General features: G+C 57.2%; 22 protein-coding genes. 16 read left to right on the top strand and 6 right to left on the bottom strand.

The features are described from left to right. Positions 1–259 precede the first annotated feature (259 nt). The gene (lysA, locus tag ACUW6V_RS08810) at positions 260–1,522 is read left to right on the top strand and encodes a diaminopimelate decarboxylase (RefSeq protein ID WP_097649991.1); all 1,263 of its coding nucleotides are present in this window, start codon (positions 260–262) and stop codon (positions 1,520–1,522) included. Here the strand turns inward: lysA and ACUW6V_RS08805 are convergent. Next, positions 1,499–2,536 (bottom strand): LacI family DNA-binding transcriptional regulator, encoded by a 1,038-nt coding sequence (locus ACUW6V_RS08805; RefSeq protein WP_029463832.1) that lies wholly within the window; start codon positions 2,534–2,536, stop codon positions 1,499–1,501. The genes lysA and ACUW6V_RS08805 overlap by 24 nt on opposite strands. 275 nt (positions 2,537–2,811) lie before the next feature. Between ACUW6V_RS08805 and ACUW6V_RS08800 the strand changes: the two genes are divergently transcribed. From ACUW6V_RS08800 to ACUW6V_RS08780, 5 genes are all read left to right on the top strand, one after another. Next, positions 2,812–4,149 (top strand): PTS sugar transporter subunit IIC, encoded by a 1,338-nt coding sequence (locus ACUW6V_RS08800; RefSeq protein WP_007700846.1) that lies wholly within the window; start codon positions 2,812–2,814, stop codon positions 4,147–4,149. 7 nt (positions 4,150–4,156) lie between these two features. Then, complete coding sequence (locus tag ACUW6V_RS08795) at positions 4,157–5,584, top strand: glycoside hydrolase family 1 protein (RefSeq protein WP_454038256.1); 1,428 nt, start codon at positions 4,157–4,159, stop codon at positions 5,582–5,584. 9 nt (positions 5,585–5,593) lie between these two features. Next, positions 5,594–5,911: a PTS sugar transporter subunit IIB gene (locus ACUW6V_RS08790; protein ID WP_076726183.1), complete on the top strand. Its 318-nt coding sequence runs from the start codon at positions 5,594–5,596 to the stop codon at positions 5,909–5,911. 61 nt (positions 5,912–5,972) lie between these two features. Beyond that, positions 5,973–6,746, top strand: coding sequence for an FCD domain-containing protein (locus tag ACUW6V_RS08785; protein ID WP_004385941.1), 774 nt, complete (start codon positions 5,973–5,975; stop codon positions 6,744–6,746). After that, positions 6,743–7,219: a GNAT family N-acetyltransferase gene (locus tag ACUW6V_RS08780; RefSeq protein ID WP_104672154.1), complete on the top strand. Its 477-nt coding sequence runs from the start codon at positions 6,743–6,745 to the stop codon at positions 7,217–7,219. Before ACUW6V_RS08785 ends, ACUW6V_RS08780 begins: the two co-directional genes overlap by 4 nt. Here ACUW6V_RS08780 and galR read toward each other — a convergent pair. Beyond that, positions 7,180–8,196, bottom strand: coding sequence for an HTH-type transcriptional regulator GalR (galR, locus tag ACUW6V_RS08775; RefSeq protein WP_007870557.1), 1,017 nt, complete (start codon positions 8,194–8,196; stop codon positions 7,180–7,182). The genes ACUW6V_RS08780 and galR overlap by 40 nt on opposite strands. Positions 8,197–8,692: 496 nt before the next feature. Here galR and aas point away from each other — a divergent pair, with 496 nt between their 5' ends. Together aas and lplT are read left to right on the top strand one after the other, a co-directional pair. Further along, the gene (gene aas / locus ACUW6V_RS08770) at positions 8,693–10,852 is read left to right on the top strand and encodes a bifunctional acyl-ACP--phospholipid O-acyltransferase/long-chain-fatty-acid--ACP ligase (protein WP_454038255.1); all 2,160 of its coding nucleotides are present in this window, start codon (positions 8,693–8,695) and stop codon (positions 10,850–10,852) included. Further along, positions 10,845–12,038, top strand: coding sequence for a lysophospholipid transporter LplT (gene lplT, locus ACUW6V_RS08765; protein ID WP_004385946.1), 1,194 nt, complete (start codon positions 10,845–10,847; stop codon positions 12,036–12,038). The genes aas and lplT overlap by 8 nt, the downstream gene beginning before the upstream one ends. Before the next feature lie 56 nt (positions 12,039–12,094). Here lplT and ACUW6V_RS08760 read toward each other — a convergent pair whose 3' ends face one another. From ACUW6V_RS08760 to mutH, 4 genes are all read right to left on the bottom strand, one after another. Further along, a complete protein-coding gene (locus tag ACUW6V_RS08760) occupies positions 12,095–13,135 on the bottom strand; it encodes an NADP(H)-dependent aldo-keto reductase (protein WP_032971157.1) in 1,041 nt (346 codons plus the stop codon). A 136-nt stretch (positions 13,136–13,271) separates the two neighbouring features. After that, positions 13,272–13,490: a YgdI/YgdR family lipoprotein gene (locus tag ACUW6V_RS08755; protein WP_004385948.1), complete on the bottom strand. Its 219-nt coding sequence runs from the start codon at positions 13,488–13,490 to the stop codon at positions 13,272–13,274. A 128-nt stretch (positions 13,491–13,618) separates the two neighbouring features. After that, positions 13,619–14,332, bottom strand: a complete 714-nt coding sequence (locus tag ACUW6V_RS08750) for a TerC family protein (RefSeq protein WP_007894426.1) — start codon at positions 14,330–14,332, stop codon at positions 13,619–13,621. 78 nt (positions 14,333–14,410) lie between these two features. Further along, positions 14,411–15,097: a DNA mismatch repair endonuclease MutH gene (mutH, locus tag ACUW6V_RS08745; protein WP_454038254.1), complete on the bottom strand. Its 687-nt coding sequence runs from the start codon at positions 15,095–15,097 to the stop codon at positions 14,411–14,413. A 683-nt stretch (positions 15,098–15,780) separates the two neighbouring features. Here mutH and rppH point away from each other — a divergent pair. The 8 genes from rppH (at position 15,781) to ACUW6V_RS08705 (ending at position 22,358) form a co-directional block, all read left to right on the top strand. After that, positions 15,781–16,314, top strand: coding sequence for an RNA pyrophosphohydrolase (gene rppH / locus ACUW6V_RS08740; RefSeq protein WP_004385951.1), 534 nt, complete (start codon positions 15,781–15,783; stop codon positions 16,312–16,314). A gap of 12 nt (positions 16,315–16,326) precedes the next feature. Further along, on the top strand, positions 16,327–18,573 hold the full coding sequence (gene ptsP, locus ACUW6V_RS08735) for a phosphoenolpyruvate--protein phosphotransferase (protein ID WP_097582912.1): 2,247 nt from the start codon (positions 16,327–16,329) through the stop codon (positions 18,571–18,573). A 164-nt stretch (positions 18,574–18,737) separates the two neighbouring features. After that, positions 18,738–19,613 (top strand): prolipoprotein diacylglyceryl transferase, encoded by an 876-nt coding sequence (gene lgt, locus ACUW6V_RS08730; RefSeq protein ID WP_054625595.1) that lies wholly within the window; start codon positions 18,738–18,740, stop codon positions 19,611–19,613. A 6-nt stretch (positions 19,614–19,619) separates the two neighbouring features. Next, a complete protein-coding gene (thyA, locus tag ACUW6V_RS08725) occupies positions 19,620–20,414 on the top strand; it encodes a thymidylate synthase (protein ID WP_104672151.1) in 795 nt (264 codons plus the stop codon). 180 nt (positions 20,415–20,594) lie between these two features. After that, positions 20,595–21,068 (top strand): prepilin peptidase-dependent protein, encoded by a 474-nt coding sequence (locus tag ACUW6V_RS08720; protein ID WP_104672150.1) that lies wholly within the window; start codon positions 20,595–20,597, stop codon positions 21,066–21,068. Next, positions 21,059–21,622, top strand: coding sequence for a prepilin peptidase-dependent protein (locus ACUW6V_RS08715; protein ID WP_454038253.1), 564 nt, complete (start codon positions 21,059–21,061; stop codon positions 21,620–21,622). The genes ACUW6V_RS08720 and ACUW6V_RS08715 overlap by 10 nt, the downstream gene beginning before the upstream one ends. Positions 21,623–21,639: 17 nt before the next feature. Next, a complete protein-coding gene (locus tag ACUW6V_RS08710; RefSeq protein ID WP_054625598.1) occupies positions 21,640–22,041 on the top strand; it encodes a DUF2509 family protein in 402 nt (133 codons plus the stop codon). Further along, positions 22,026–22,358, top strand: coding sequence for a prepilin-type N-terminal cleavage/methylation domain-containing protein (locus ACUW6V_RS08705; protein WP_104672147.1), 333 nt, complete (start codon positions 22,026–22,028; stop codon positions 22,356–22,358). The genes ACUW6V_RS08710 and ACUW6V_RS08705 overlap by 16 nt, the downstream gene beginning before the upstream one ends.

The raw sequence follows: 22,358 nt of genomic DNA, 5'->3' as shown, positions 1-22,358 counted from the left end.
CGGCGGGTGCACTTTGCTTACCCGCCCTACAATAACAGTTACGCCGCCTCTGGCGGTTGCGCTGCGCTTATCCGCCCTACAACAACAGATACGCCACCACTGGCGGGTGCGCTCTGCTTACCCGTCCTACAACAACTACGGGTTAATCTGCGGCCTCCAAAAAACCATATCATTTTTGCATAGACTCACGAGAAAACGATATTTTTTCTTCGCTAACGGCTGTGGCGTAATAAAGGCATCAGCTTAAAGGAGTCTCGCCATGCCACGTTCGCTTTATCACACCGACAGCGCCCTTAACGCCGACACGCTGCTGCCGCTGCCCGCGCAGTACGGCGGCCCGGTCTGGGTTTATGACGCGCAGATCATCCGCGCGCAAATCGACCGTCTGCGCCAGTTCGACGTCATTCGTTTCGCCCAGAAAGCCTGCTCGAATATTCATATTTTGCGTCTGATGCGCGAGGCGGGCGTGAAAGTGGATTCCGTGTCGCTCGGCGAGATCGAACGCGCTATCGCCGCAGGCTACGATCCGCGCCAGAACCCGGATGACATCGTATTTACGGCGGATGTGCTGGACGACGCCACTATCGCCCGCGTGCATGAACTGGGCGTGCCGGTCAACGCAGGCTCAGTGGATATGCTGGCGCAGCTCGGCGCGGTATCGCCGGGCCATCGCGTCTGGCTGCGCATTAATCCGGGCTTTGGCCACGGCCACAGCCAGAAAACCAACACCGGCGGCGAGAACAGCAAGCACGGTATCTGGTACAGCGATCTCCCGGCGGCGCTGGCGGTGATGCAGCGCTATCAGCTGAAGCTGGTTGGCATGCACATGCATATCGGCTCTGGCGTCGATTACGGGCATCTGGAGCGGGTATGCGGCGCGATGGTAAGCCAGGTGATCGAGTTCGGTCAGGATCTGGAGGCGATTTCCGCTGGCGGCGGGCTCTCGATTCCTTACCGCGAAGGCGACGAAACCATTGATACCGACCACTATTTCGGCCTGTGGAACCGCGCCCGCGAGCAGATCGCCGCGCACTTTGGCCACCCGATCAAGCTTGAGATTGAGCCTGGGCGTTTTCTGGTGGCGGAAGCGGGCGTGCTGGTGGCGCAGGTGCGCAGCGTGAAAGAGATGGGATCGCGCCACTTTGTGCTGATCGACGCGGGCTTCAACGATCTGATGCGCCCGTCGATGTACGGCAGCTATCACCATATTTCCGCGCTGGCGGCGGATGGGCGCGATCTGCGCGCCGCGCCGCTGCTGGAAACGGTGGTTGCCGGGCCGCTGTGTGAGTCAGGCGATGTATTTACGCAGCAGGAGGGCGGCAAAGTGGAAACCCGCGCGCTGCCGGCGGTGCATCCGGGCGATTATCTGGTGCTGCACGATACCGGCGCGTATGGCGCGTCGATGTCGTCTAACTACAACAGCCGCCCGCTCCTGCCGGAAGTGCTGCTGGAAAACGGCGAGGCGCGCACCATTCGTCGCCGTCAGACGATCGACGAATTACTGGCGCTTGAGCGCTTTTAACGGCGCGACGGCGTAAGGGCCCGGTGCGACGGAATCCCGCAGCACCAGGGTGCCGGTAAATGGCGGGATCGCGGCGAGCGGTTCGTCGCGCGCCAGCCGCACCGCGCTCTCAATCGCGGTGGTTATCATATCTTCGATCGGCAGACAGACCGTCGAGAGCCCCGGCTCCAGCCAGGCGGCGCTCGGCGCGTCGTCGAAGCCGAACAGCGACACATCTTCAGGAATACGCAGGCCCGCCTGGTAGAGTGCCTTTGACGCCCCGAGCGCCATATCGTCGTTACAGGCGAACAGCGCGGTGAAGCGCACGCCGCGCTCCAGCAGCTCTTTACAGCGCGCGTGGCCGCCGCTCATGCTTGAATCGCCGTTTTTAATCAGCGCCTCGTTCCCGGCGATGCCGTGCTTTTCCAGCGCGCGACGATAGCCGAGCAGACGCGCCTGGCCTGTGGGCGTGGCGAGCGACACCGTGATGCAGGCGATTTCCCGGTGCCCCTGTTCAATCAGATATTCCACCGCCTGAAAAGCCGCGTCCTGCTGTTCGAAAAAGACGCAGCGCTCGCGCGCCTGGCTGACGTCGCGGTTGATAATCACCAGCGGCACGGCGGTGTTATCGATAAGTTCCATAATCGCGGTTTCGCTCATATGGCGGGTATAGAGGACGATGGCGTCGCACTGTCTGTCCGCCAGCATCTGCACGGCTTCCAGCTCGCGCGCGGGCGTGTCGTGGCCGTCGGTGACGATGAGCTGTTTGCCGTGCGCCTCGGTCTGGCGCGACGCCTGCTGCAACAGACGCCCGAAGTAAAAGCCGTTAAAGCTCGACACCACGAGGCCAATGCTGTTACTGGTGCGGTGTGCCAGCGAACGAGCCAGCAGGTTAGGGCGGTATCCCAGTTCTTCCATCGCCCGGAACACCTGCGCGCGGGTGCTCTCTTTCACCTGGCCTGTGTTGTTCAGCACGCGTGAAACGGTCGCTTTGGAAACGCCTGCCCGAACTGAAACATCCCGCATTGTCACCATTCCCTTCGCTCCCGTTGTCGTCGTGATTCGATGGAGTTTAACACACAAGCCGGACCGCGACGGAGCCGCCCACGCACGCTGTCGGCGCGTTCACACCGGCTCCGTTTCTGGTATACCAAATTTCATAAATTGCATTTTTTGGAATACCAATGGCCGGTTGTGGGAGAAGCGTCACAGATAATTGTGCCAGTCGATCCTATTTTTTGGCATACCAAAAAAGGTGTTCAGCGGTAACCTTTCCATTAAAAAAGCCACATTCAAAGAGGGCACACCCTATGGCGTTCCAGGAAAAGTTGATCGATTCTCTGGGCAGTTTCGCGACTAAATTCAACAGTTACCGCTATATCATGGCGATCAAAGCGTCGTTTATTACGCTGATGCCGGTGATTATCGTCGGCGCGTTTTCGGTGCTGATTTCCAATATGGTACTGGATCCGAAAAACGGGCTGGCGAGCTTTCAGGCGCTGTCGTTCCTGGCGGCGCTCAAGCCCATCACCAGCGCCATTAACTACGCGACGCTGAACTTCTTAAACATCGGCGCGGTGTTTTTGATTGGCATTGAGCTTGGGCGCATCAACGGCATCAAGACGCTTTTCCCCGGCCTGCTGGCGGTGATCTGTTTTATCTGCGTGACGCCAACCACGGTTGAAATGCTGGTGGATGGCGAAATGCATGTGGTTAAAGATGTGCTGCTGCGCCAGTTCTCTGACACCCGCAGTCTGTTCCTCGGGATGTTTATCGCCATTCTCTCCGTTGAGATCTACACCTGGCTTGAGCACCGCGACGGGCTGAAAATCAAAATGCCTGATACCGTGCCGCCAAACGTTTCGGCGTCGTTTTCGGCGCTGATCCCGGCGATCATTACCACTACCGCAATCGCCACATTCGGTTTTGTGTTCCATCAGGTGACCGGCATGTATCTCTACGACGCGGTCTATCAGGTGGTGCAGCAGCCGCTGGAGCGCGTGGTGCAAAGCCTGCCGGGTATTCTGCTGCTGATGTTCGTCGCCCAGCTTTTCTGGGTTATCGGCATTCACGGTAACCAGATGATTAAGCCGATTCGCGAACCGCTGCTGCTCGGCGCGATTACCGTCAACATGAGCGCGTTCGAACAGGGCAAAGAGGTGCCGAACATCATCACGATGCCGTTCTGGGATGTCTATATGAGCATCGGCGGCTCCGGGCTGACCATCGGCCTGCTGATTGCGGTGATGATCGCCACCAAACGCAAAGAGATGAAAGAGATAGCCAAGCTTTCGTTTGGCCCCGGCATTTTCAATATCAACGAACCGGTTATCTTCGGGATGCCGATTATGCTCAACCCGATCCTCGCGGTGCCGTTTATCATCACGCCGCTGGTGACCGGCACGATAGGCTATTTCGCAACGGTCATGGGCTTTGCCGGGAAAGCCGTGGTGATGGTGCCCTGGACCACGCCGCCGCTGATTAACGCCTGGCTCTCCACCGCTGGCTCCATGGGCGCGGTCGTCACGCAGCTGGTCTGCATTCTGGTCTCCATTCTTATCTATCTGCCGTTTGTGAAGATTGCGTCGCGCCGCGCCGAGCAGGCGCAGGCAGAAGCCACCCGCGTTGAAACCGCGAAAAATGTATGAGGACCGCATGAGCGAAAAAACTCTCGCCATCCCGCAGGATTTCATTCTCGGCGCGGCGTCGTCCGCCTGGCAGACCGAAGGGTGGAGCGGCAAAAAACCGGGCCAGGATTCGTGGCTCGATCTCTGGTATCAAAACGATCGCCACGTCTGGCACGAGGGCTACGGCCCGGCGGGCGCGACGGATCTTATCAATCGCTACGAAGAAGACGTGGCGCTGATGAAACAGGCGGGGCTGACGCACTATCGCACGTCGATCAACTGGTCGCGCTTTTTCACCGACTATGAAAACGGTGTTGTCGATGAAGAGTACGCGGCGTATTACGATCGCTTTCTGGATGCGATCAGGGCGGCGGGCGTCGAACCGATGATCTGTCTGGAGCATTACGAGCTGCCGGGCTATCTCTTTGACACTTACGGCGGCTGGTCGTCCAAAAAGGTGGTCGAGCTGTATGTGCGCTACGCCGAAAAAGTCTTTGAGCGCTACCACCATAAAGTCTCGCGCTGGTTCACCTTCAACGAACCGATTGTGGTGCAGACGCGCGTCTATCTCGATGCGCTGCGCTGGCCGTATGAGCAGAACACCGCGACCTGGATGCAGTGGAACCACCATAAAACGCTCGCCACTGCGAAAGTGGTGCGATTGTTTCGCGAGAAGGGCTACGCGGGCAGCGTGGGGGTGATTCTGAACCCGGAAGTGACCTATCCGCGATCGCGCGCGCCGCACGATGTCAGCGCCGCCGAACGCTACGATCTCTTCTATAACCGTGTGTTTCTCGACCCGTTAGTCAAGGGCGTCTACCCACCTGAACTTATGGAACTGCTGGAGAAACATGGCGTCATGTGGGAATACAGCGAAGAGGAGCTTGCCATTATTCGCGACAACACCGTGGATGAGCTTGGCATCAATCTTTATTACCCGCATCGCGTCAAAGCGCCGTCGCGCGCCTGGCACCCGGAGACGCCGTTCCATCCGGCGTATTACTACGAGCCGTTTGAACTGCCGGGGCGGCGAATGAACAAATCGCGCGGCTGGGAGATCTACCCACGCATTATTTACGACATGGCGATGCGGCTCAAAAACGATTACGGCAACATCCCGTGGTTTGTTGCAGAGAGCGGGATGGGTGTCGAAAACGAAGCGCAGTTTCGCAACGCCGACGGCGTTATTGAAGATGACTACCGCATCGGATTTATCGGCGAGCACCTGTACCAGACGCTGCTGGCCCGCGAGGCGGGGGCCAATTGCCAGGGTTATATGCTGTGGGCGTTTACCGATAACGTCTCGCCAATGAACGCCTTTAAAAATCGTTATGGTCTGGTCGAAATTGACTTAGCAAACCAGCGCGCGCGGCGGCCGAAAAAATCCCTGCACTGGTACAGACGGCTGCGCGAGTCGCGCACGCTCACGCTCACGATTGATGATGAATGGAAATAAGGACCGCTGATGAAACGTATCGTACTGTGTTGTTCCGCCGGCATGTCCACGTCGCTTGTTGTCACGAAAATGGAAAAAACCGCCGCCGAACGCGGGCTTGAACTGAACATCTACGCTATTCCCGAGCAGAATCTGCGCGATGAACTGGAACTCCACGGCGGCGATATTCAGGCGGTGCTGCTGGGGCCGCAGGTACGCTTTAAGCTTGCCGAAAATAAAAAACTCACCGACGAGTATCAGATCCCGATCGCGGTCATTGATTCTGTCGCTTATGGCACGCTTAACGGCGCGAAAGTTCTCGATCAGGCGTTATCTCTGGTAATCTAACGCGCCGCGAAGCCCACTTGCGGCACGCGAAATTGGGTCCATTCAGAGCACAGGTGATCACGTGGAGAAGGCAGTCGTTCCGCCGGAGAAAAAGCAGTATCAGGAGATTGGTGAGGATCTGCGCGCGCAAATTATCCAGGGCCACTACCCGGTCGGCTCCCGTCTTCCGCCGGAGCGCAATATCGCCGAGAAATATGGCGTCAGCCGCACCATCGTGCGCGAGGCGCTGCTGATGCTGGAGCTACAGGGCACCGTGGATATTCGCCAGGGGTCCGGCGTCTATGTGATGCGTATTCCGGCGGAGCACGAAGCCGAAGAGGAGCGCTTTTTCTCAAGCGATATCGGCCCGTTTGAAATGCTGCAGGCGCGGCAATTGCTGGAGAGCAATATCGCGGCGTTCGCGGCGAAAATGGCCACCAAAGCGGATATCGACAACCTGCGGCGCATTCTGGAGCAGGAACAGCGCGCCATCGCCATGAATGACACCACGCAGGATAACAACAAGCTGTTTCATCTGGTGCTGGCGGGCGCGTCGCAAAACCAGATGCTGCTGGCGACGGTGGAAAGCATCTGGCACCACATGGACAGCAGCCCGCTCTGGCAGCAGCTGCGCGCCCATATCGAAACCCGCGCGCATCGCCTGAAATGGCTTGGCGATTACCAGACCATTCTCGCGGCGCTGCGTCGTCGCGACGTCATGGGGGCCTGGCAGGCGATGTGGCAACATCTGGAAAATGTGAAAAACAGCCTGATGGAGCTCTCCGATGCCGACGCGCCCGATTTTGACGGCTACTTGTTTGAATCGGTGCCGATTTTCCAGGGAAAACTGCAATGAACATAGTGCCGCTCTATGAAGCGCCGCAACATGCGGAGCAGGTGACCGACTGGCTGTGGCAGGCGTTCGGCACATCGCTGCCGCGCGCGTTTTTTGCAAGTATCGTCACGCACAGCCAGCGGCCGGGTCAGTTGCCACTTACTTTTGTGGCGATTGATGGCGAACGAGTGCTCGGCACCGTGGGGCTGTGGCGCTGCGATTTGATCAGTCGTCAGGATCTCTTTCCGTGGCTGGCAGCGCTTTACATCGATGAGGCGCAGCGCGGCAGAGGGCTTGGCGGGGCGTTACAGCGCGCGGTTATGGACTACGCGCGCGAGCAGGGGTTTTCGGAGCTTTTTCTCTATTCCGCCTGCCGGGATTATTACGAGCGGTTTGGCTGGGCGTATATCGGCGACGGTCTGGACTATCCGGACCAGACCGTGCATCTGTATCGTTACGATTTATCCGGCTCGGCGGGTGCTACCACCGAGTGACGACGCACCAGCGTCGGGGTAAAGATATTGGTGATTTCCGGCGCCGGGCGGTTATCCGCGAGCGCTAACGCGAGTTCCGCCGCCTGGGTCGCCATCGTGACGATCGGGTAGCGGATCGTGGTCAGGCGCGGGCGCACGTAGCGCGACACCAGCACGTCATCAAACCCTATCAGTGAAATCTCCTGCGGCACCGCGATGCCGTTATCGTTCAGCACGCCCATCGCGCCCGCCGCCATCGAGTCGTTATAACAGGCCACGGCGGTAAACTGTTTTCCCTGCCCGAGCAGCTCGGTCATCGCCTGCTCGCCGCCGCTCTCATCCGGTTCCGCCCAGGCGACCAGACGGTCGTTACACGGCAGACTGTGCTCGCGCAGCGCGTCGTAATAACCCTGCAAACGGTCCTCGGCGTCTGAAATCGCATGGTTTGAACAGAGATATCCGATGCGCGTATGGCCCTGCTGAATCAAATGGCGAGTGGCAAGCCAGGCGCCGTAACGGTCGTCGAGCGCCACGCAGCGTGATTCAAAACCCGGCAAAATGCGGTTAATCAGCACCATGCCTGGGATCTGTTTCATGAGCGGGATAAGGTCTTCGTCGGGAATGGTTTTGGCATGTACCACCAGCGCCGCGCAGCGGTGACGAATCAGTTGTTCAATCGCCTGACGCTCTTTTTGCTCGCTATGGTAGCCGTTACCGATAAGCAGAAAATTCCCGGTGTGGTAGGCCACCTGTTCCACCGCTTTGACCATTGCCCCGAAGAACGGGTCCGAGACATCGCCCACGACCAGACCAATAGTTTCTGTGGTCTGCTGGGCCAGCGCCCGGGCATTGGCGTTAGGGTGGTAATTGAGCTGTTCCATGGCGCTCAGCACCGCCTGGCGGGAGGCGTCACTGGCTTTGGGGGAGTCGTTAATAACGCGGGAGACTGTCGCAACAGAGACTCCCGCAAGCCGCGCAACATCCTTAATAGTCGGCATTCAGTACCTTCAGGGGTAAGCGTTTACACTGCGGTAAGTGTTACGGAAAAGCGCAGTCACTTCAAGCCGAATGCCGGTCGGGCGGGCGCTTGCTCACAAAAGATCGGGAGAAAAATAAGAAGAAGACCCTACGGATGTAACCAGAAAAAGCCAAATAATTTCAGGTAAAACCTTTAGTTACACTTTGCGATGGGCTGTTGCGATTGCTGGCTGGCGGGGAGTGTGGGCGGGTTGCTACATTTGAGATCCCAGAGGTATTGATAGGTGAAGTCAGCGACTTAGCTGATCACAACACTTACACCAACCTGCGCGGATGCGCAGGTTTTTTTTTTTGCCTGCTTTCCGCCTCGCTATAGCCTTCCCGCTGCCTGAATCCCTCATCACATTATTTATCGCGCTGGGCGTGACAATTTCTCCTGTCGCCCCTGTTCGCCGAGTCGTGTAATCTGCGATAACTATACTTAACCCTCGCTAAAGGAAAACAAAGGGCGTTGATATGGTTTTAAAATTTTTTCGTTGGCTGTTCCGTTTGCTCTTTCGCATTCAGGTATACGGAGATACCGGGCCGCTGACTCAGCAGCGCGTGCTCATCACGCCAAACCACGTATCGTTTCTGGACGGCGCGCTGATGGCGCTGTTCCTGCCTGTCCGCCCGGTGTTCGCGGTCTACACCTCTATCAGCCAGCAGTGGTATATGCGCGCGCTGAAGCCGCTGATTGATTTCGTCCCGCTCGACCCGACCAAACCGATGTCGGTCAAACAGCTGGTGCGTCTGGTGGGCGAGGGGCGTCCGGTGGTGATTTTCCCGGAAGGGCGCATCTCTATCAGCGGCTCTCTGATGAAAATCTACGAAGGCGCGGGCTTTGTGGCGGCGAAATCGCAGGCCACGGTGATCCCGGTGCGTATCGAAGGCGCGGAGCTGACCTTCTTTAGCCGCCTGAAAGGCCTGGTGAAACGCCGTCTCTTCCCGCGTATTTCCATTCACATCCTGCCGCCGACCAGTATCCCGATGCCTGACGCGCCGAAAGCGCGCGACCGCCGCAAAATGGCGGGCGAAATGCTGCATCAGGTGATGATGGAAGCGCGCATGGCGGCGCGCCCGCGCGAGACGCTGTTTGAGGCGCTCATTAATGCGCAAAAGCGCTATGGCGAGAGCAAAAACTGCCTGGAAGATATCAACTTCACGCCGGACACCTATCGCAGCCTGATGATGAAAACGCTGTTTGTGGGGCGCATTCTCGATAAATACAGCGCGCCGCGCGAGGCCATCGGCCTGATGCTGCCGAACGCCAGCATCAGCGCCGCGGTGATTTTCGGCGCGGTGATGCGCGGGCGAATTCCGGCGATGATGAACTACACGGCGGGCGTGCAGGGGCTGACCAGCGCCATTACGGCGGCGCAGATCAAAACGATTTTTACCTCGCGCCAGTTCCTGGATAAAGGCAAGCTCTGGCATCTGCCTGAGCAAATCACCTCTGTGCGCTGGGTCTTCCTGGAAGATTTGAAAGGCGAAGTGACGGCGAAAGACAAAGCGTGGATCTTCGCGCATCTGTTAATGCCGCGCCTCGCGCAGGTGGAGCAGCAGCCGGAAGACGCGGCGCTGATCCTCTTTACCTCAGGGTCAGAAGGCAACCCGAAAGGCGTTGTGCACAGCCACAAGAGCCTGCTCGCCAACGTGGAGCAGATCCGCACCATCGCGGATTTCACTGCCGACGATAAATTTATGTCGGCGCTGCCGCTGTTCCACTCTTTTGGTCTGACGGTCGGGCTGTTTACGCCGCTGCTGACCGGCGCGGAAGTCTTCCTCTACCCAAGCCCGCTGCATTACCGCGTGGTGCCGGAGCTGGTGTATGACCGCAACTGTACGGTGATTTTCGGCACATCCACTTTCCTTGGCCACTACGCACGCTTCGCGCATCCGTACGATTTCCATCTGGTGCGCTATGTCGTGGCCGGTGCCGAGAAGCTGCAAGAGAGCACCAAACAGATCTGGCAGGATAAATTCGGCCTGCGCATTCTGGAAGGCTACGGCGTGACCGAATGCGCGCCGGTGGTGTCCATTAACGTGCCGATGGCGGCGAAGCCGGGCACCGTCGGGCGTATTCTGCCGACGATGGATGCGCGTCTCGTTGAAGTGCCGGGCATTGAGCAGGGCGGACGTTTGCAGTTAAAAGGCCCGAACATCATGAAAGGCTATCTGCGCGTGGAAAACCCTGGCGTGCTGGAAGTGCCGGCGGCGGAAAATCCGCAGGGCGTCAGCGAGCCGGGCTGGTATGACACCGGCGATATCGTCGCTTTTGACGAGCAGGGATTTGTGCAGATCCAGGGGCGCGCCAAACGCTTTGCCAAAATTGCGGGTGAAATGGTGTCGCTTGAGATGGTGGAAAGCCTGGCGCTCGCCGTCTCGCCGGAGAAAATGCACGCCACGGCGATTAAACACGATGCCGCGAAAGGCGAGGCGCTGGTGCTGTTCACCACCGACCCGGAACTGACCCGCGAAAAACTGGCGCAGCAGGCCCGCAGTAAAGGCGTGCCGGAACTCGCGGTGCCGCGTGATATCCGCTTCCTCAAGCAACTGCCGTTACTTGGCAGCGGCAAGCCGGATTTCGTGTCGCTGAAAAAACTCGTCGACCAGGAAGAGACGCATCATGCCTGATTCGCAAAGCCCGAACGGCTCGCTGTTTTCGCGGGGAATGATGGCGGTTATCGTCGCGCAGTTTCTCTCGGCGTTTGGCGATAACGCGCTGCTGTTTGCCACCCTCGCGCTGCTTAAACAGCAGTTCTACCCGGAATGGAGCCAGCCGGTGCTGCAGATGGTGTTCGTCTGCGCTTACATTCTGCTGGCGCCATTTGTAGGCCAGGTGGCGGACAGCTTCTCCAAAGGCCGGGTGATGATGGTCGCCAACGGTCTGAAGCTGCTCGGCGCGGTGGTCATCGTCTTTGGCGGCAACCCGTTTGTCGGGTATACGCTGGTGGGCGTCGGCGCGGCGGCGTATTCGCCCGCCAAGTACGGCATTCTCGGCGAAATCACCACCGGCGATCGTCTGGTGAAAGCGAACGGGCTGATGGAATCGTCGACGATCGCGGCGATCCTGATTGGCTCTATGGCAGGCGGCATGCTGGCGGACTGGCATGTGGGCGCAGCACTTGGCGTCTGTGCGCTGGCCTATGCGGGCGCAGTTGGCGCGAACCTGTTGATCCCGAAACTGGGCGCAGCGCGCCCTGGCCAGTCGTGGCGCTTTGGCCCGATGACGCGCAGTTTCTTCACGGCCTGCCGCACGCTGTGGCATAACGACGAAACCCGCTTCTCGCTGGTCGGCACCAGTATGTTCTGGGGCGCGGGCGTGACGCTGCGTTTCTTGCTGGTGCTGTGGGTGCCGGTGGCGCTTGGCATTACCGATAACGCCACGCCGACCTACCTGAACGCGATGGTGGCGGTCGGCATTGTGGCGGGCGCGGGGGCTGCGGCGAAGCTGGTGACGCTGGAGCGTGTGTCGCGCTGTATGCCGGCGGGCATTCTGATTGGCGTTGCGGTTATCTTCTTCTCCCTGCAGCAGGCGGCGCTGCCCGCTTATCTGTTGCTGCTGCTGATAGGTTTTTTCGGCGGGTTCTTCGTGGTGCCGCTCAATGCGCTGTTACAGGAGCGCGGCAAGCGCTCCGTTGGCGCGGGCAACGCGATTGCGGTGCAAAACCTCGGCGAAAATACCGCGATGCTGCTGATGCTCGGGCTCTATTCGCTGGCGGTGAAACTCTCGCTGCCGGTGGTAGGGATTGGCGTCGGTTTCGGCGCGATTTTCGCGCTGGCCATCGCCGGGCTCTGGCTGTGGCGACGTAAACAGTAAAAAAAGACCCGCTCCGGCGGGTCTTTTTGTATCACCAGCAAAGCACGTTGCCGCGCTTACGGCGCCGGGTAGGTATAGACCTGATGCACTGCTTCCAGCTCCGCCAGCACATCTTCACTGAGCGTCAGATGCAGGCTTTCAACGTTGGTTTTCAGCTGTTCCATCGTCGTGGCACCGAGCAGCGTACTCGCCACAAACGGCTGCTGGCGCACGAACGCCAGCGCCATCTGCGCCGGATCCAGCCCGTGGCGCTTCGCCACCTCAACATACGCCGCCACCGCTTTTTGCGACTGCTCGCTGCTGTAGCGCGTAAAGCGGCTGAAAAGCGTATTGCGTGCGCCTGCGGGTTTCGCGCCGTTCAGGTATTTGCCGGTCAGTGTGCCGAACGCCAGCGCGGAATAGGCCAGTAGCTCCACGCCTTCAAACTGGCTCACTTCGGCAAGCCCCACTTCAAAGCTGCGGTTCAGCAGGCTGTACGGGTTCTGAATGGTGACGATGCGCGGCAGATCGTGTTTATCCGCCAGATGCAGATAGCGCATTACGCCAAAAGCCGTTTCATTCGAGACGCCGATATAACGGATTTTCCCCGCGCGCTGGAATTCCGCGAGCGCTTCCAGGGTTTCCAGCAGCGTGACGACCGGCGCGCTGTCGGTCCAGGTGTAGCCGAGCTTGCCAAAGCAGTTGGTCGGGCGCTGCGGCCAGTGCACCTGGTAGAGATCGAGATAATCGGTCTGTAAACGCTTCAGGCTGGCGTCGAGCGCGTCGCGGATATTTTTGCGATCCAGCGCCTGATTGGGGCGAATGCCGCTGTCGTTGTTGCGGCTCGGTCCGCTGACTTTGGAGGCGATCACCAGCTTTTCGCGATTGGCGCGTTTTTTCAGCCAGTTGCCAACATAGGTTTCCGTCAGGCCCTGCGTTTCCGGGCGCGGAGGCACGGGATACATTTCGGCGACATCAATCAGGTTTATGCCCTGGCTTACGGCGTAATCGAGCTGTTCGTGGGCGTCGGCCTCGCTGTTTTGTTCACCAAAGGTCATGGTTCCCAGCCCCAGCGTGCTGACTTCAAGTGAGCTATGAGGAATACGGTGATAATGCATAGCCGGCCTACCTTCTGTTGTTCAGTCCGCGTCAGGCCATTCCTGACAAAGGAATATAAACATGGCAGAGGGGAGACAAAAGGAAAAGAGGCAAGGGAGAAAAAACCAAAAGGTCAGCGCGATGCTGACCTTTTATTTAACGCTCAATGATTTGCGAAACCTGATCGCGGTTAATCTGCATTTCGTTACCCTGTGGGTCGCGATAACTGACCAGACCGGTTTCGTCATCAACCTGCGGTTTGCCTTCAGTCAGGATCATCCGGCCATCTTTGGTCGCCATGACGTAATCACTGCTACAGCCTGAAACCGCGAAGGCCAATCCGACGGCAGAAATTGCTACAGCCCATTTATTCATTGTTTTTCGCCTCATCAGGAAGGGGTCCACGTAGAGTCTAGTAAAAAGCAGCGAGGCGGCGCGAAAAAGCAGCAAATTCTTAAAAGTTCAGGGGAATAAACAAAAACGCTCCCGAAGGAGCGTTCTGATTACAGCGGTCTTTTCTTGTTGCGCAGCAGATTGAGGCTTTCCACGGCGATGGAGAAAAACATCGCGAAGTAAATGTAGCCTTTCGGCACATGAATATCGAAGCTCTCCAGCATCAGCGTAAAACCCACCAGGATCAGGAAAGAAAGCGCCAGCATCTTCACGGACGGATGGCGTTCAACAAACTCGCCGATAGGGCGCGCGGCGAACATCATTACGCCCACTGCGATCACCACCGCCGCCATCATAATAAACAGATGATCGGAGAGACCCACCGCGGTGATAACCGAATCCAGACTGAAGATAATATCCAGCAGCATGATCTGAATGATGGCGCCGAAGAAAGAGTGCACGTTGGTTTTCAGGCCTTCCTCTTCGCCTTCGATAGTCTCGTGGATCTCTTTACTGGCTTTCCAGATAAGGAACAGACCACCCAGTAGCAGGATCAGATCCCGCATCGAGATCGCCTGATCGAAAACGGTAAACAGCGGATTAGTGAGCTTCACGACCCAGGCGATCGACGCCAGAAGCGCGAGGCGCATAATCATCGCCGCGCCGAGGCCCATTTTGCGCGCCAGCGCCTGCTGAGATTTCGGCAGTTTCGCCACGACCAGAGAGAGAAAAATAATATTGTCGATCCCAAGCACAATCTCCAGCAGCGTCAGCGTACCGAGTGCCAGCCAGGCGTTGGGATCCGTTATCCATGCAAACCACATTCAAAAAAGTCCTGCTCAAAGAAACAAAACGCTAATTATATGCGTCGGGGGAGGGCTGTTGACAAAATTTTAAGGGATTCATAACAAAAAATGGCGCGCCAGCAGGGCGGCGGTGAAGTTTTTCTTCAAATAAAAGCCGCGCGGCAGCGTCATTATCGGCTCGCCATGTGCGCCGAACGCGGGCGTCAGCGCTTTGCTGTTGGCGGCTTTTGGACGCAGCTGCAATACCTCGCCGTGACGCGCGGTGATGCGCTCTACCTGACCTAACACAATCAAGTCCATTAACTCTTCCCAGTCATGACGCAGCTGATCGTCTTCCTGCGGCGATGGGCTCCAGAGCAACGGCGCGCCAACGCGGCGCTCTGCCAGCGGGATTTCGCGCTCGCCTTCTACCGGTACCCACAGTACGCGTTTGAGCTTGTGGCGCACGTGACTGGTTTCCCACGTCACGCCGGTATTGCCGGTAAGCGGAGCGACGCACACAAACGTCGTCTCAAGCGGGCGGCCCTGGCTGTCGATGGGGATCGTTTTCAGTTCCACGCCAAGCGCTGCGAAATCCTGCTCAGGTTTACTGCCTGCGCTCGCGCCAAGCCAGCGCTCCAGCAGCACGCCGATCCAGCCCTTATCACGACGCAAATCGGCGGGCGTTTCGAGGCCTGCCAGCGCCGCCAGTTCGCCAAGCGTCAGCCCCGCCAACTGCTGCGCCTGATGCAGCAGCTGCGCTTCATCGACGGGCGGTTGAACAAGAGGAGCAAGGGAAGTCATAACGATTACCTTCTGTTTAAAAAATGAACAGCAAAATGCCTGCTTGTGGAAAGAGTTTACCTGCTTGTGAGCAAGCAATTCAATTACATGATTTTAAATGATTTTTATGAAAAAGAAGGATTTCTCAGACGTCAGAAATAAAGGTTGTTCAAATCTGGTCACCGACAATAAACAGGATCTTACACCACTTTATCCACAGAAAAATGGGATAACTGTGTAAATCCCTCACTACTGTTTCGATTTACAGCCTTGACGGACGGGGAAAAACGCCTTTTTCAACAAATTGTGACTAAGTTATTGGCATAATCTGTGGATAAAAACGACGCTGGTCGATCTTTCGTCAGAGTAAGGATCGTGAGTGTGACGATCGTCACACTGAGCGGTGAATATCACGTTTTTTGTATTTTAATTGTTTGAATAGCAATGCAATTTTCTCTATAAGAATAATCCCTGGTTTTGGGTTGCTTTGGGTTTTCCCTGGGAAATAAGACACTTCTTCACAAAGATATCCACAGAAAAAGTGAATAAAAGCGGGTCTTAACCGCTTCCCCTGTTTATAACCCCGCATATTTTTGTGAGTTATTCAAATGTTATTCCTGTTCACAGCGGCTAACAGAGTGGTTTACCGTCAATGAGGAGTATGAAACAATCGTTACTATCCAGGTTTATTTTGAGGTAGTCCGGTGATCGATGATGATGGCTACCGCCCGAATGTTGGTATCGTGATCTGTAATCGTCAGGGACAGGTAATGTGGGCCAGGCGTTTTGGTCAGCACTCCTGGCAATTTCCGCAAGGGGGTATTAATCCTGGCGAGTCGGCGGAGCAGGCGATGTACCGCGAGCTTTTCGAAGAGGTCGGTTTACAACGAAAAGATGTGCGCATCCTTGCGACTACCCGAAACTGGTTACGTTACAAATTACCAAAACGTTTGGTGCGTTGGGACACAAAGCCGGTATGTATCGGCCAGAAACAAAAGTGGTTTCTTCTGCAGTTAATGAGCAACGACGCCGATATCAACATGCAAACCAGCAGTACGCCAGAATTTGACGGCTGGCGGTGGGTAAGCTTCTGGTATCCGGTGCGCCAGGTGGTCTCTTTCAAGCGCGATGTCTATCGTCGGGTGATGAAAGAGTTCGCAAGCGTTGTGATGCCATTGCAGGAGAGCGCGCCACCGCAGCGTAATCCTTCGCCTGCCTGGCGACGTAAAAGAGGTTAAGCCACGCAAATTATGCTCACCCGGTTGCGAGAAATAGTCGAGAAAGTGGCCAGCGCCCCGCGCCTCAACGAGGCGCTGGATATTCTCGTTACGGATATCTGTCTTGCGATGGATACCGATGTTTGTTCGGTTTATCTCGCCGATCACGACCGGCGTTGCTATTACCTGATGGCGACGCGTGGGCTGAAAAAACCGCGCGGGCGCACCGTAACGCTGGCCTTTGATGAAGGTATCGTTGGCCTGGTCGGGCGCCTCGCCGAGCCGATTAACCTCGCCGATGCGCAAAAACACCCCAGCTTTAAATACATTCCCTCTGTGCGTGAAGAACGTTTTCGCGCTTTTCTCGGCGTGCCGATTATTCAGCGCCGCCAGCTGCTTGGCGTTTTAGTCGTCCAGCAGCGCGAGCTGCGCCAGTATGATGAGAGCGAAGAATCCTTCCTGGTGACGCTCGCCACCCAGATGGCGGCGATTTTGTCGCAGTCTCAGCTGACCGCGCTGTTTGGCCAGTATCGCCAGACGCGTATCCGCGCGCTGCCGGCCTCGCCGGGCGTGGCGATCGCGCCGGGCTGGATGGACGCCACACTGCCGTTGATGGAGCAGGTCTACGAAGCCTCGACGCTCGATACCGGGCTTGAGCGCGAACGCCTGACCACCGCGCTTGAAGAAGCCGCTGGCGAATTCCGCCGCTACAGCAAACGCTTTGCCGCAGGCGCGCAAAAAGAGACGGCGGCGATTTTCGATCTCTACTCGCACCTGTTGTCGGATGCGCGGCTGCGTCGCGAACTCTATGAGGAAGTGGATAAAGGCTCGGTCGCCGAGTGGGCGGTCAAAAAGGTTATCGAGAAATTCGCTGAACAATTTGCCGCGCTGACCGATGGTTATCTGAAAGAGCGCGCGGGCGATCTGCGCACGCTCGGCCAGCGGCTGCTGTTCCATCTCGACGATAATATTCAGAGCCCGAACACCTGGCCTGAGCGTTTTGTGCTGGTGGCGGATGAGCTTTCCGCCACAACGCTCGCCGAGCTGCCGCAGGACAGGCTGATGGGCGTCGTCGTGCGCGACGGGGCCGCCAACTCCCATGCCGCTATTATGGTGCGTGCGATGGGTATTCCAACCGTGATGGGCGCGGATATTCAGCCTTCTGTGCTGCATCATCGTATGCTGGTGGTCGATGGTTATCGCGGCGAACTGCTGGTCGACCCGAGCCCGGTGCTGCTTCATGAATATCAGCGGCTCCTCAGCGAAGAAAATGAACTTAGCCGGATTGCCGAAGATTATGTCGAACAGCCCGCCTGCCTGAAGAGCGGCGAGCGGGTGCAGGTCATGCTCAATGCGGGTTTGAGCCCGGAGCATGAAGAAAAACTCGGCAGTCGTATCGACGGCATTGGTCTTTATCGCACCGAAATCCCGTTTATGCTGCAAAGCGGTTTTCCGTCCGAAGAAGAGCAGGTAGCGCAGTACCAGGGCATGTTGCAGATGTTTAACGACAAGCCAGTGACGCTGCGCACGCTTGATGTCGGCGCGGATAAACAGCTGCCCTATATGCCCATCAGCGAGGAAAACCCTTGCCTTGGCTGGCGCGGGATACGCATCACACTCGATCAGCCGGAGATCTTTTTGATCCAGGTGCGCGCCATGTTGCGTGCCAATGCTGCAACGGGCAATCTCAGCATCCTCTTACCGATGATCACGAGCATCGACGAAGTGGACGAAGCGCGTCGGCTTATCGACAGAGCTGGCCGCGAAATGGAAGAGATGCTCGGCTATGAAATCCCTAAACCGCGGCTGGGCATTATGGTGGAAGTCCCGTCGATGCTGTTTATGCTGCCTCACCTGGCAAGCCGCGTTGACTTTATTTCCGTCGGCACCAATGACCTCACCCAATATCTGCTGGCGGTAGACCGCAATAACACGCGCGTCGCCAGTCTCTATGACAGCCTGCATCCGGCGATGCTGCGCGCGCTGAAAATGATCGCCCTTGAGGCGCAACGCCTCGGCATCGATCTCTGCCTGTGCGGCGAAATGGCGGGCGACCCGATGTGCGTCGCGCTGCTGGTTGGCATGGGCTATTACCATCTCTCGATGAACGGCCGCTCGGTCGCGCGCGTGAAGTATCTGCTTAGACATATCACGCTGGAAGAGGCCGAGACGCTCAGCGCGCGCAGCCTCGAATCGCAATCAGCCACAGAAGTGCGTCATCAGGTGGCGGCGTTTATGGAGCGTCGCGGCATGGGCGGTCTCATTCGCGGCGGCCTGTAACACTGCTATAACCGGTTGTGCTCTTACATATCTTTTACAACTTCCTGTCCTCGCCCACGCCAGCCTTTATGCTATGATCCGCAGCCTCAGGAGCGTCCGGAAAAGGGCGCAGCATCTCACCCGCTGTCCACTTTCAGCGGGATAACAACAGGTTTTGGTGACAGATGAATAGTGGCTATCTGCATTTTCCCGATTTTGATCCGGTAATCTTCTCCCTTGGGCCGGTTTCGCTTCACTGGTACGGGCTGATGTATCTTGTGGGCTTTGTGTTCGCCATGTGGCTTGCCGTTCGTCGCGCTAATCGTCCTGGCAGCGGCTGGACAAAAAACGAAGTGGAAAACCTGCTGTATGCGGGCTTTCTCGGCGTCTTCCTTGGCGGGCGTATCGGTTATGTGCTGTTTTACAATCTGCCGCTCTTCCTCGAAAACCCGCTTTATCTGTTCCGCGTCTGGGATGGCGGGATGTCCTTCCATGGCGGACTCATCGGCGTAATCTGCGTGATGATCTGGTTTGCGAAGCGCACCAAACGTAACTTCTTCCAGGTCTCCGATTTTATCGCGCCGCTGATCCCCTTCGGGCTTGGCGCGGGCCGTCTGGGTAACTTTATTAATGGCGAGCTGTGGGGCCGTGTCGATCCGGGCTTCCCGTATGCCATGCTTTTCCCCGGTTCGCGCAGCGAAGATATCGGCCTGCTGGCCTCGCATCCGGAATGGCAATCGCTGTTTAACACTTACGGTGTACTGCCTCGCCATCCGTCGCAGCTTTATGAGTTGTTCCTTGAAGGCATCGTGCTGTTTATCATTCTGAATCTGTTTATCCGTAAACCGCGTCCGATGGGGGCGGTCTCCGGCCTGTTCCTGATTGGTTACGGCGCATTCCGTATTATTGTTGAATTTTTCCGTCAGCCGGACGCGCAGTTTACCGGCGAGTGGGTGCAGTACATTAGCATGGGGCAAATCCTCTCCATTCCGATGATCATCGCAGGCGCAGCCATGATGATCTGGGCTTATCGCCGCCGCCCACAGCAGCAACTTTCGTGAGACGCCATGAAACAGTATCTTGAACTGATGAACAAAGTGCTCCATGAGGGAGCACAAAAAGATGATCGTACCGGCACCGGGACGCTTTCGATTTTTGGCCACCAGATGCGTTTTAACCTGCAGGAAGGTTTTCCGCTGGTTACGACTAAACGTTGTCATTTGCGCTCCATCATCCATGAGCTGCTCTGGTTTCTGAAAGGCGACACTAATGTCGCTTATTTACATGAAAATAACGTCACCATCTGGGACGAGTGGGCAGATGAAAACGGCGATCTGGGCCCGGTATACGGCAAACAGTGGCGCTCCTGGGCGACGCCCGATGGCCGCCATATCGACCAGCTGGAAACCGTCCTGAACCAGCTGAAAAACGATCCAGACTCGCGCCGTATCATTGTTTCTGCCTGGAACGTCGGTGAGCTGGATAAAATGGCGCTGGCGCCTTGCCACGCGTTTTTCCAGTTCTACGTAGCGAACGGCAAGCTCTCTTGTCAGCTCTACCAGCGCTCCTGCGATGTGTTCCTTGGCCTGCCATTTAACATCGCCAGCTACGCGCTGCTGGTGCATATGATGGCGCAGCAGTGTGACCTTGAGCCCGGCGATTTCGTCTGGACGGGCGGCGATACGCACCTCTACAGTAATCACCTGCAGCAGGCGCGTTTGCAGCTCACACGCGAGCCGCGCCCGCTGCCGAAGCTGGTTATCAAGCGTAAGCCGGAATCGCTCTTTGATTACCGGTTCGAAGACTTCGAAATCGAAGGCTACGATCCTCACCCGACCATCAAAGCGCCCGTCGCGATTTAATGCTTACCCTGCCATAACCGACGCACTTCCGCGTCGGTTTTTTTATTCCTGTTATTCATTCTTCGGCACATCTTCCAGCGCTTATGCAAGCACATGCAAACGAGAAGATTTCTTTCGAGAAGTCTTCCGGTTTCGTGGATTACCGCTGGTCACGTTTACTGGCAGTGGCACACTTGCGCCATGAACCGAAAACAGCAGGGCTATAGCCTGATTGAAGTGATGGTGGTGCTGGTGATTATTATCAGCATGAGCGCGGCGGGCGTGTATGGCTGGCAGCGCTGGCAAAACCAGCAACGTTTATGGCAGACCGCGCAGCAAACGCGTGATTTTCTTGAGGCACTCAGGGAGGAGGCGAACTGGAGTAATGTTGACTACAAACTCTGGGTAAATCGTGGTTCGCAGGGATGGTGCCTGGGCACACAGGCGAGTAGCGAGCAGACGTGTCGTAAAGGAGCAAAGGATGAGTTTTCACCGCCGTGGCCCGAAGTGGAGATCGCAGAAATGACGCCCGGGCTGGCCTTCTTTGGATTACGCAATACGGCCTGGCCAGGACACATCATTTTACGTAGCCCCGTTGGGGAGTGGCGCATCATTATTTCGGTCTGGGGGCGGATCCGGCTGTGCGAGCCAGGAGAAGGGACATCATGCGTGTAAAAGAGAAAGGATTCTCTCTGCTTGAGGTGCTGATTGCGCTTGGCATAAGCAGCGTATTGTTAACCGGAGCCGCAAGGCTGCTTCCCGCGTTGCAGCTCGGCATACTGCGTCAGGCGCAACAAACGCTCTTGCAAGAAGAGCTCTGGCAGCTGGCATTTACGGTGGGCAAACAGATACAGCGAGCCGGTTACTGCTATGGCGGTTGTGATAGCCGCGCACTGCAACTCAATAGCGACGGCAGCTGTTTGCTGGTGCAGTGGGATGCGAACAGCAATGGCCGTTTCGAGAGCGCGCCTTCATCCGAAGCTGAGCAAACGGGGTATCGCCTGCGCGACGGCAGCGTTGAGACGCTAAGGGGCGCTACATCCTGCGAGGGGAAAGGGTGGGAGAAAATGACTAACCCCGCCATGGTGCGCATCGACAAGTTTCAGGTGCACGAAAAACGGCGGCCCGGCTTCCCTCCGCTATTTACCGTGGCATTGCGCGCAATAATGCTCCGCTACCACGGCGATCCGGTGGCTGTGGAGCATAGCGTCAGTGGGTTTAACTTATGAACGCCAGAGAGAAGGGCATGTCGACCATTGCTATGGTTCTGGCTTTGTTGCTGCTGGGCAGTCTGATGTTAGGTGGGCTTCAGCAGCAACTGGACAGCCGTTTTGGCCGCGCGGCAAACGAAAGTGCGGCGATTAAAGCGTTTAACGCGGCGCTTTCAGCGCTGGCATTGTCGCAAAGCCAACGCTGGGTGTTTACACCACAGTGGCAATGCCAGACGTTGCCTGAAGTCAAAGGACGGGCCTGCGTCAGGCAGATGCAAACGTATCTGCTGGTCGCAGCAGAGGGCGCGGAAGAGAATGCCGTGCCCCTCACGCTCTGGCGCTGGGCGCAGCCTGACGGTGATCGCCTGCGTTTTATGCCGCATGGCTGGAGCGACTTCTGCCCGCTCACGGAGGCGAAGCAATGCCAGTTACCTTAGCTCGCCAGCGTCAGGCCGGGTTTAGCTTGCCCGAAGTGTTGGTGTCTCTGGTTTTGTTCATCGTCATCATCGGGGCGTTAACGGGGTATTACCAGGTACTGGCGCAAGGGTTTCTTAATCAGTGGCACTATCGGCAGCTCTCGCGTTTTGCGAGCCAGCAGGCAGAAATCAACCCGCCACCTTTGCCTGAAGGCTGGAAAGCGACGCGGGTGGAGACTTCCGTAGCGGGATGTGTCAGCATTTCGGTTATTGTGTCGAGCCCTGGGGGCAGGCAAGGGCAGTTAAGACGTTTACATTGCCCCTCTGAAAAGCAGTAG

The sequence above is a fragment of the Cronobacter sp. 153480017-3 genome (genome assembly GCF_053627815.1).
The sequence above is the reverse complement of the archived record's forward strand: the minus strand, read 5'-3'. Positions and strand labels throughout refer to the sequence as shown.

Excerpts from the sequence above, each read along its gene's own strand:
- ptsP (WP_097582912.1), top strand. The coding sequence starts at position 16,327 with ATGCTCACCCGGTTGCGAGAAATAGTCGAGAAAGTGGCCAGCGCCCCG.
- ACUW6V_RS08780 (WP_104672154.1), top strand. The coding sequence starts at position 6,743 with ATGAACATAGTGCCGCTCTATGAAGCGCCGCAACATGCGGAGCAGGTG.
- mutH (WP_454038254.1), bottom strand. The coding sequence starts at position 15,097 with ATGACTTCCCTTGCTCCTCTTGTTCAACCGCCCGTCGATGAAGCGCAG.
- ACUW6V_RS08720 (WP_104672150.1), top strand. The coding sequence starts at position 20,595 with ATGAACCGAAAACAGCAGGGCTATAGCCTGATTGAAGTGATGGTGGTG.
- ACUW6V_RS08800 (WP_007700846.1), top strand. The coding sequence starts at position 2,812 with ATGGCGTTCCAGGAAAAGTTGATCGATTCTCTGGGCAGTTTCGCGACT.
- ACUW6V_RS08795 (WP_454038256.1), top strand. The coding sequence starts at position 4,157 with ATGAGCGAAAAAACTCTCGCCATCCCGCAGGATTTCATTCTCGGCGCG.
- thyA (WP_104672151.1), top strand. The coding sequence starts at position 19,620 with ATGAAACAGTATCTTGAACTGATGAACAAAGTGCTCCATGAGGGAGCA.
- ACUW6V_RS08760 (WP_032971157.1), bottom strand. The coding sequence starts at position 13,135 with ATGCATTATCACCGTATTCCTCATAGCTCACTTGAAGTCAGCACGCTG.
- lysA (WP_097649991.1), top strand. The coding sequence starts at position 260 with ATGCCACGTTCGCTTTATCACACCGACAGCGCCCTTAACGCCGACACG.
- ACUW6V_RS08705 (WP_104672147.1), top strand. The coding sequence starts at position 22,026 with ATGCCAGTTACCTTAGCTCGCCAGCGTCAGGCCGGGTTTAGCTTGCCC.
- aas (WP_454038255.1), top strand. The coding sequence starts at position 8,693 with ATGGTTTTAAAATTTTTTCGTTGGCTGTTCCGTTTGCTCTTTCGCATT.
- galR (WP_007870557.1), bottom strand. The coding sequence starts at position 8,196 with ATGCCGACTATTAAGGATGTTGCGCGGCTTGCGGGAGTCTCTGTTGCG.
- ACUW6V_RS08755 (WP_004385948.1), bottom strand. The coding sequence starts at position 13,490 with ATGAATAAATGGGCTGTAGCAATTTCTGCCGTCGGATTGGCCTTCGCG.
- ACUW6V_RS08750 (WP_007894426.1), bottom strand. The coding sequence starts at position 14,332 with ATGTGGTTTGCATGGATAACGGATCCCAACGCCTGGCTGGCACTCGGT.
- lgt (WP_054625595.1), top strand. The coding sequence starts at position 18,738 with ATGAATAGTGGCTATCTGCATTTTCCCGATTTTGATCCGGTAATCTTC.
- lplT (WP_004385946.1), top strand. The coding sequence starts at position 10,845 with ATGCCTGATTCGCAAAGCCCGAACGGCTCGCTGTTTTCGCGGGGAATG.
- ACUW6V_RS08805 (WP_029463832.1), bottom strand. The coding sequence starts at position 2,536 with ATGGTGACAATGCGGGATGTTTCAGTTCGGGCAGGCGTTTCCAAAGCG.
- ACUW6V_RS08710 (WP_054625598.1), top strand. The coding sequence starts at position 21,640 with ATGTCGACCATTGCTATGGTTCTGGCTTTGTTGCTGCTGGGCAGTCTG.
- ACUW6V_RS08715 (WP_454038253.1), top strand. The coding sequence starts at position 21,059 with ATGCGTGTAAAAGAGAAAGGATTCTCTCTGCTTGAGGTGCTGATTGCG.
- ACUW6V_RS08790 (WP_076726183.1), top strand. The coding sequence starts at position 5,594 with ATGAAACGTATCGTACTGTGTTGTTCCGCCGGCATGTCCACGTCGCTT.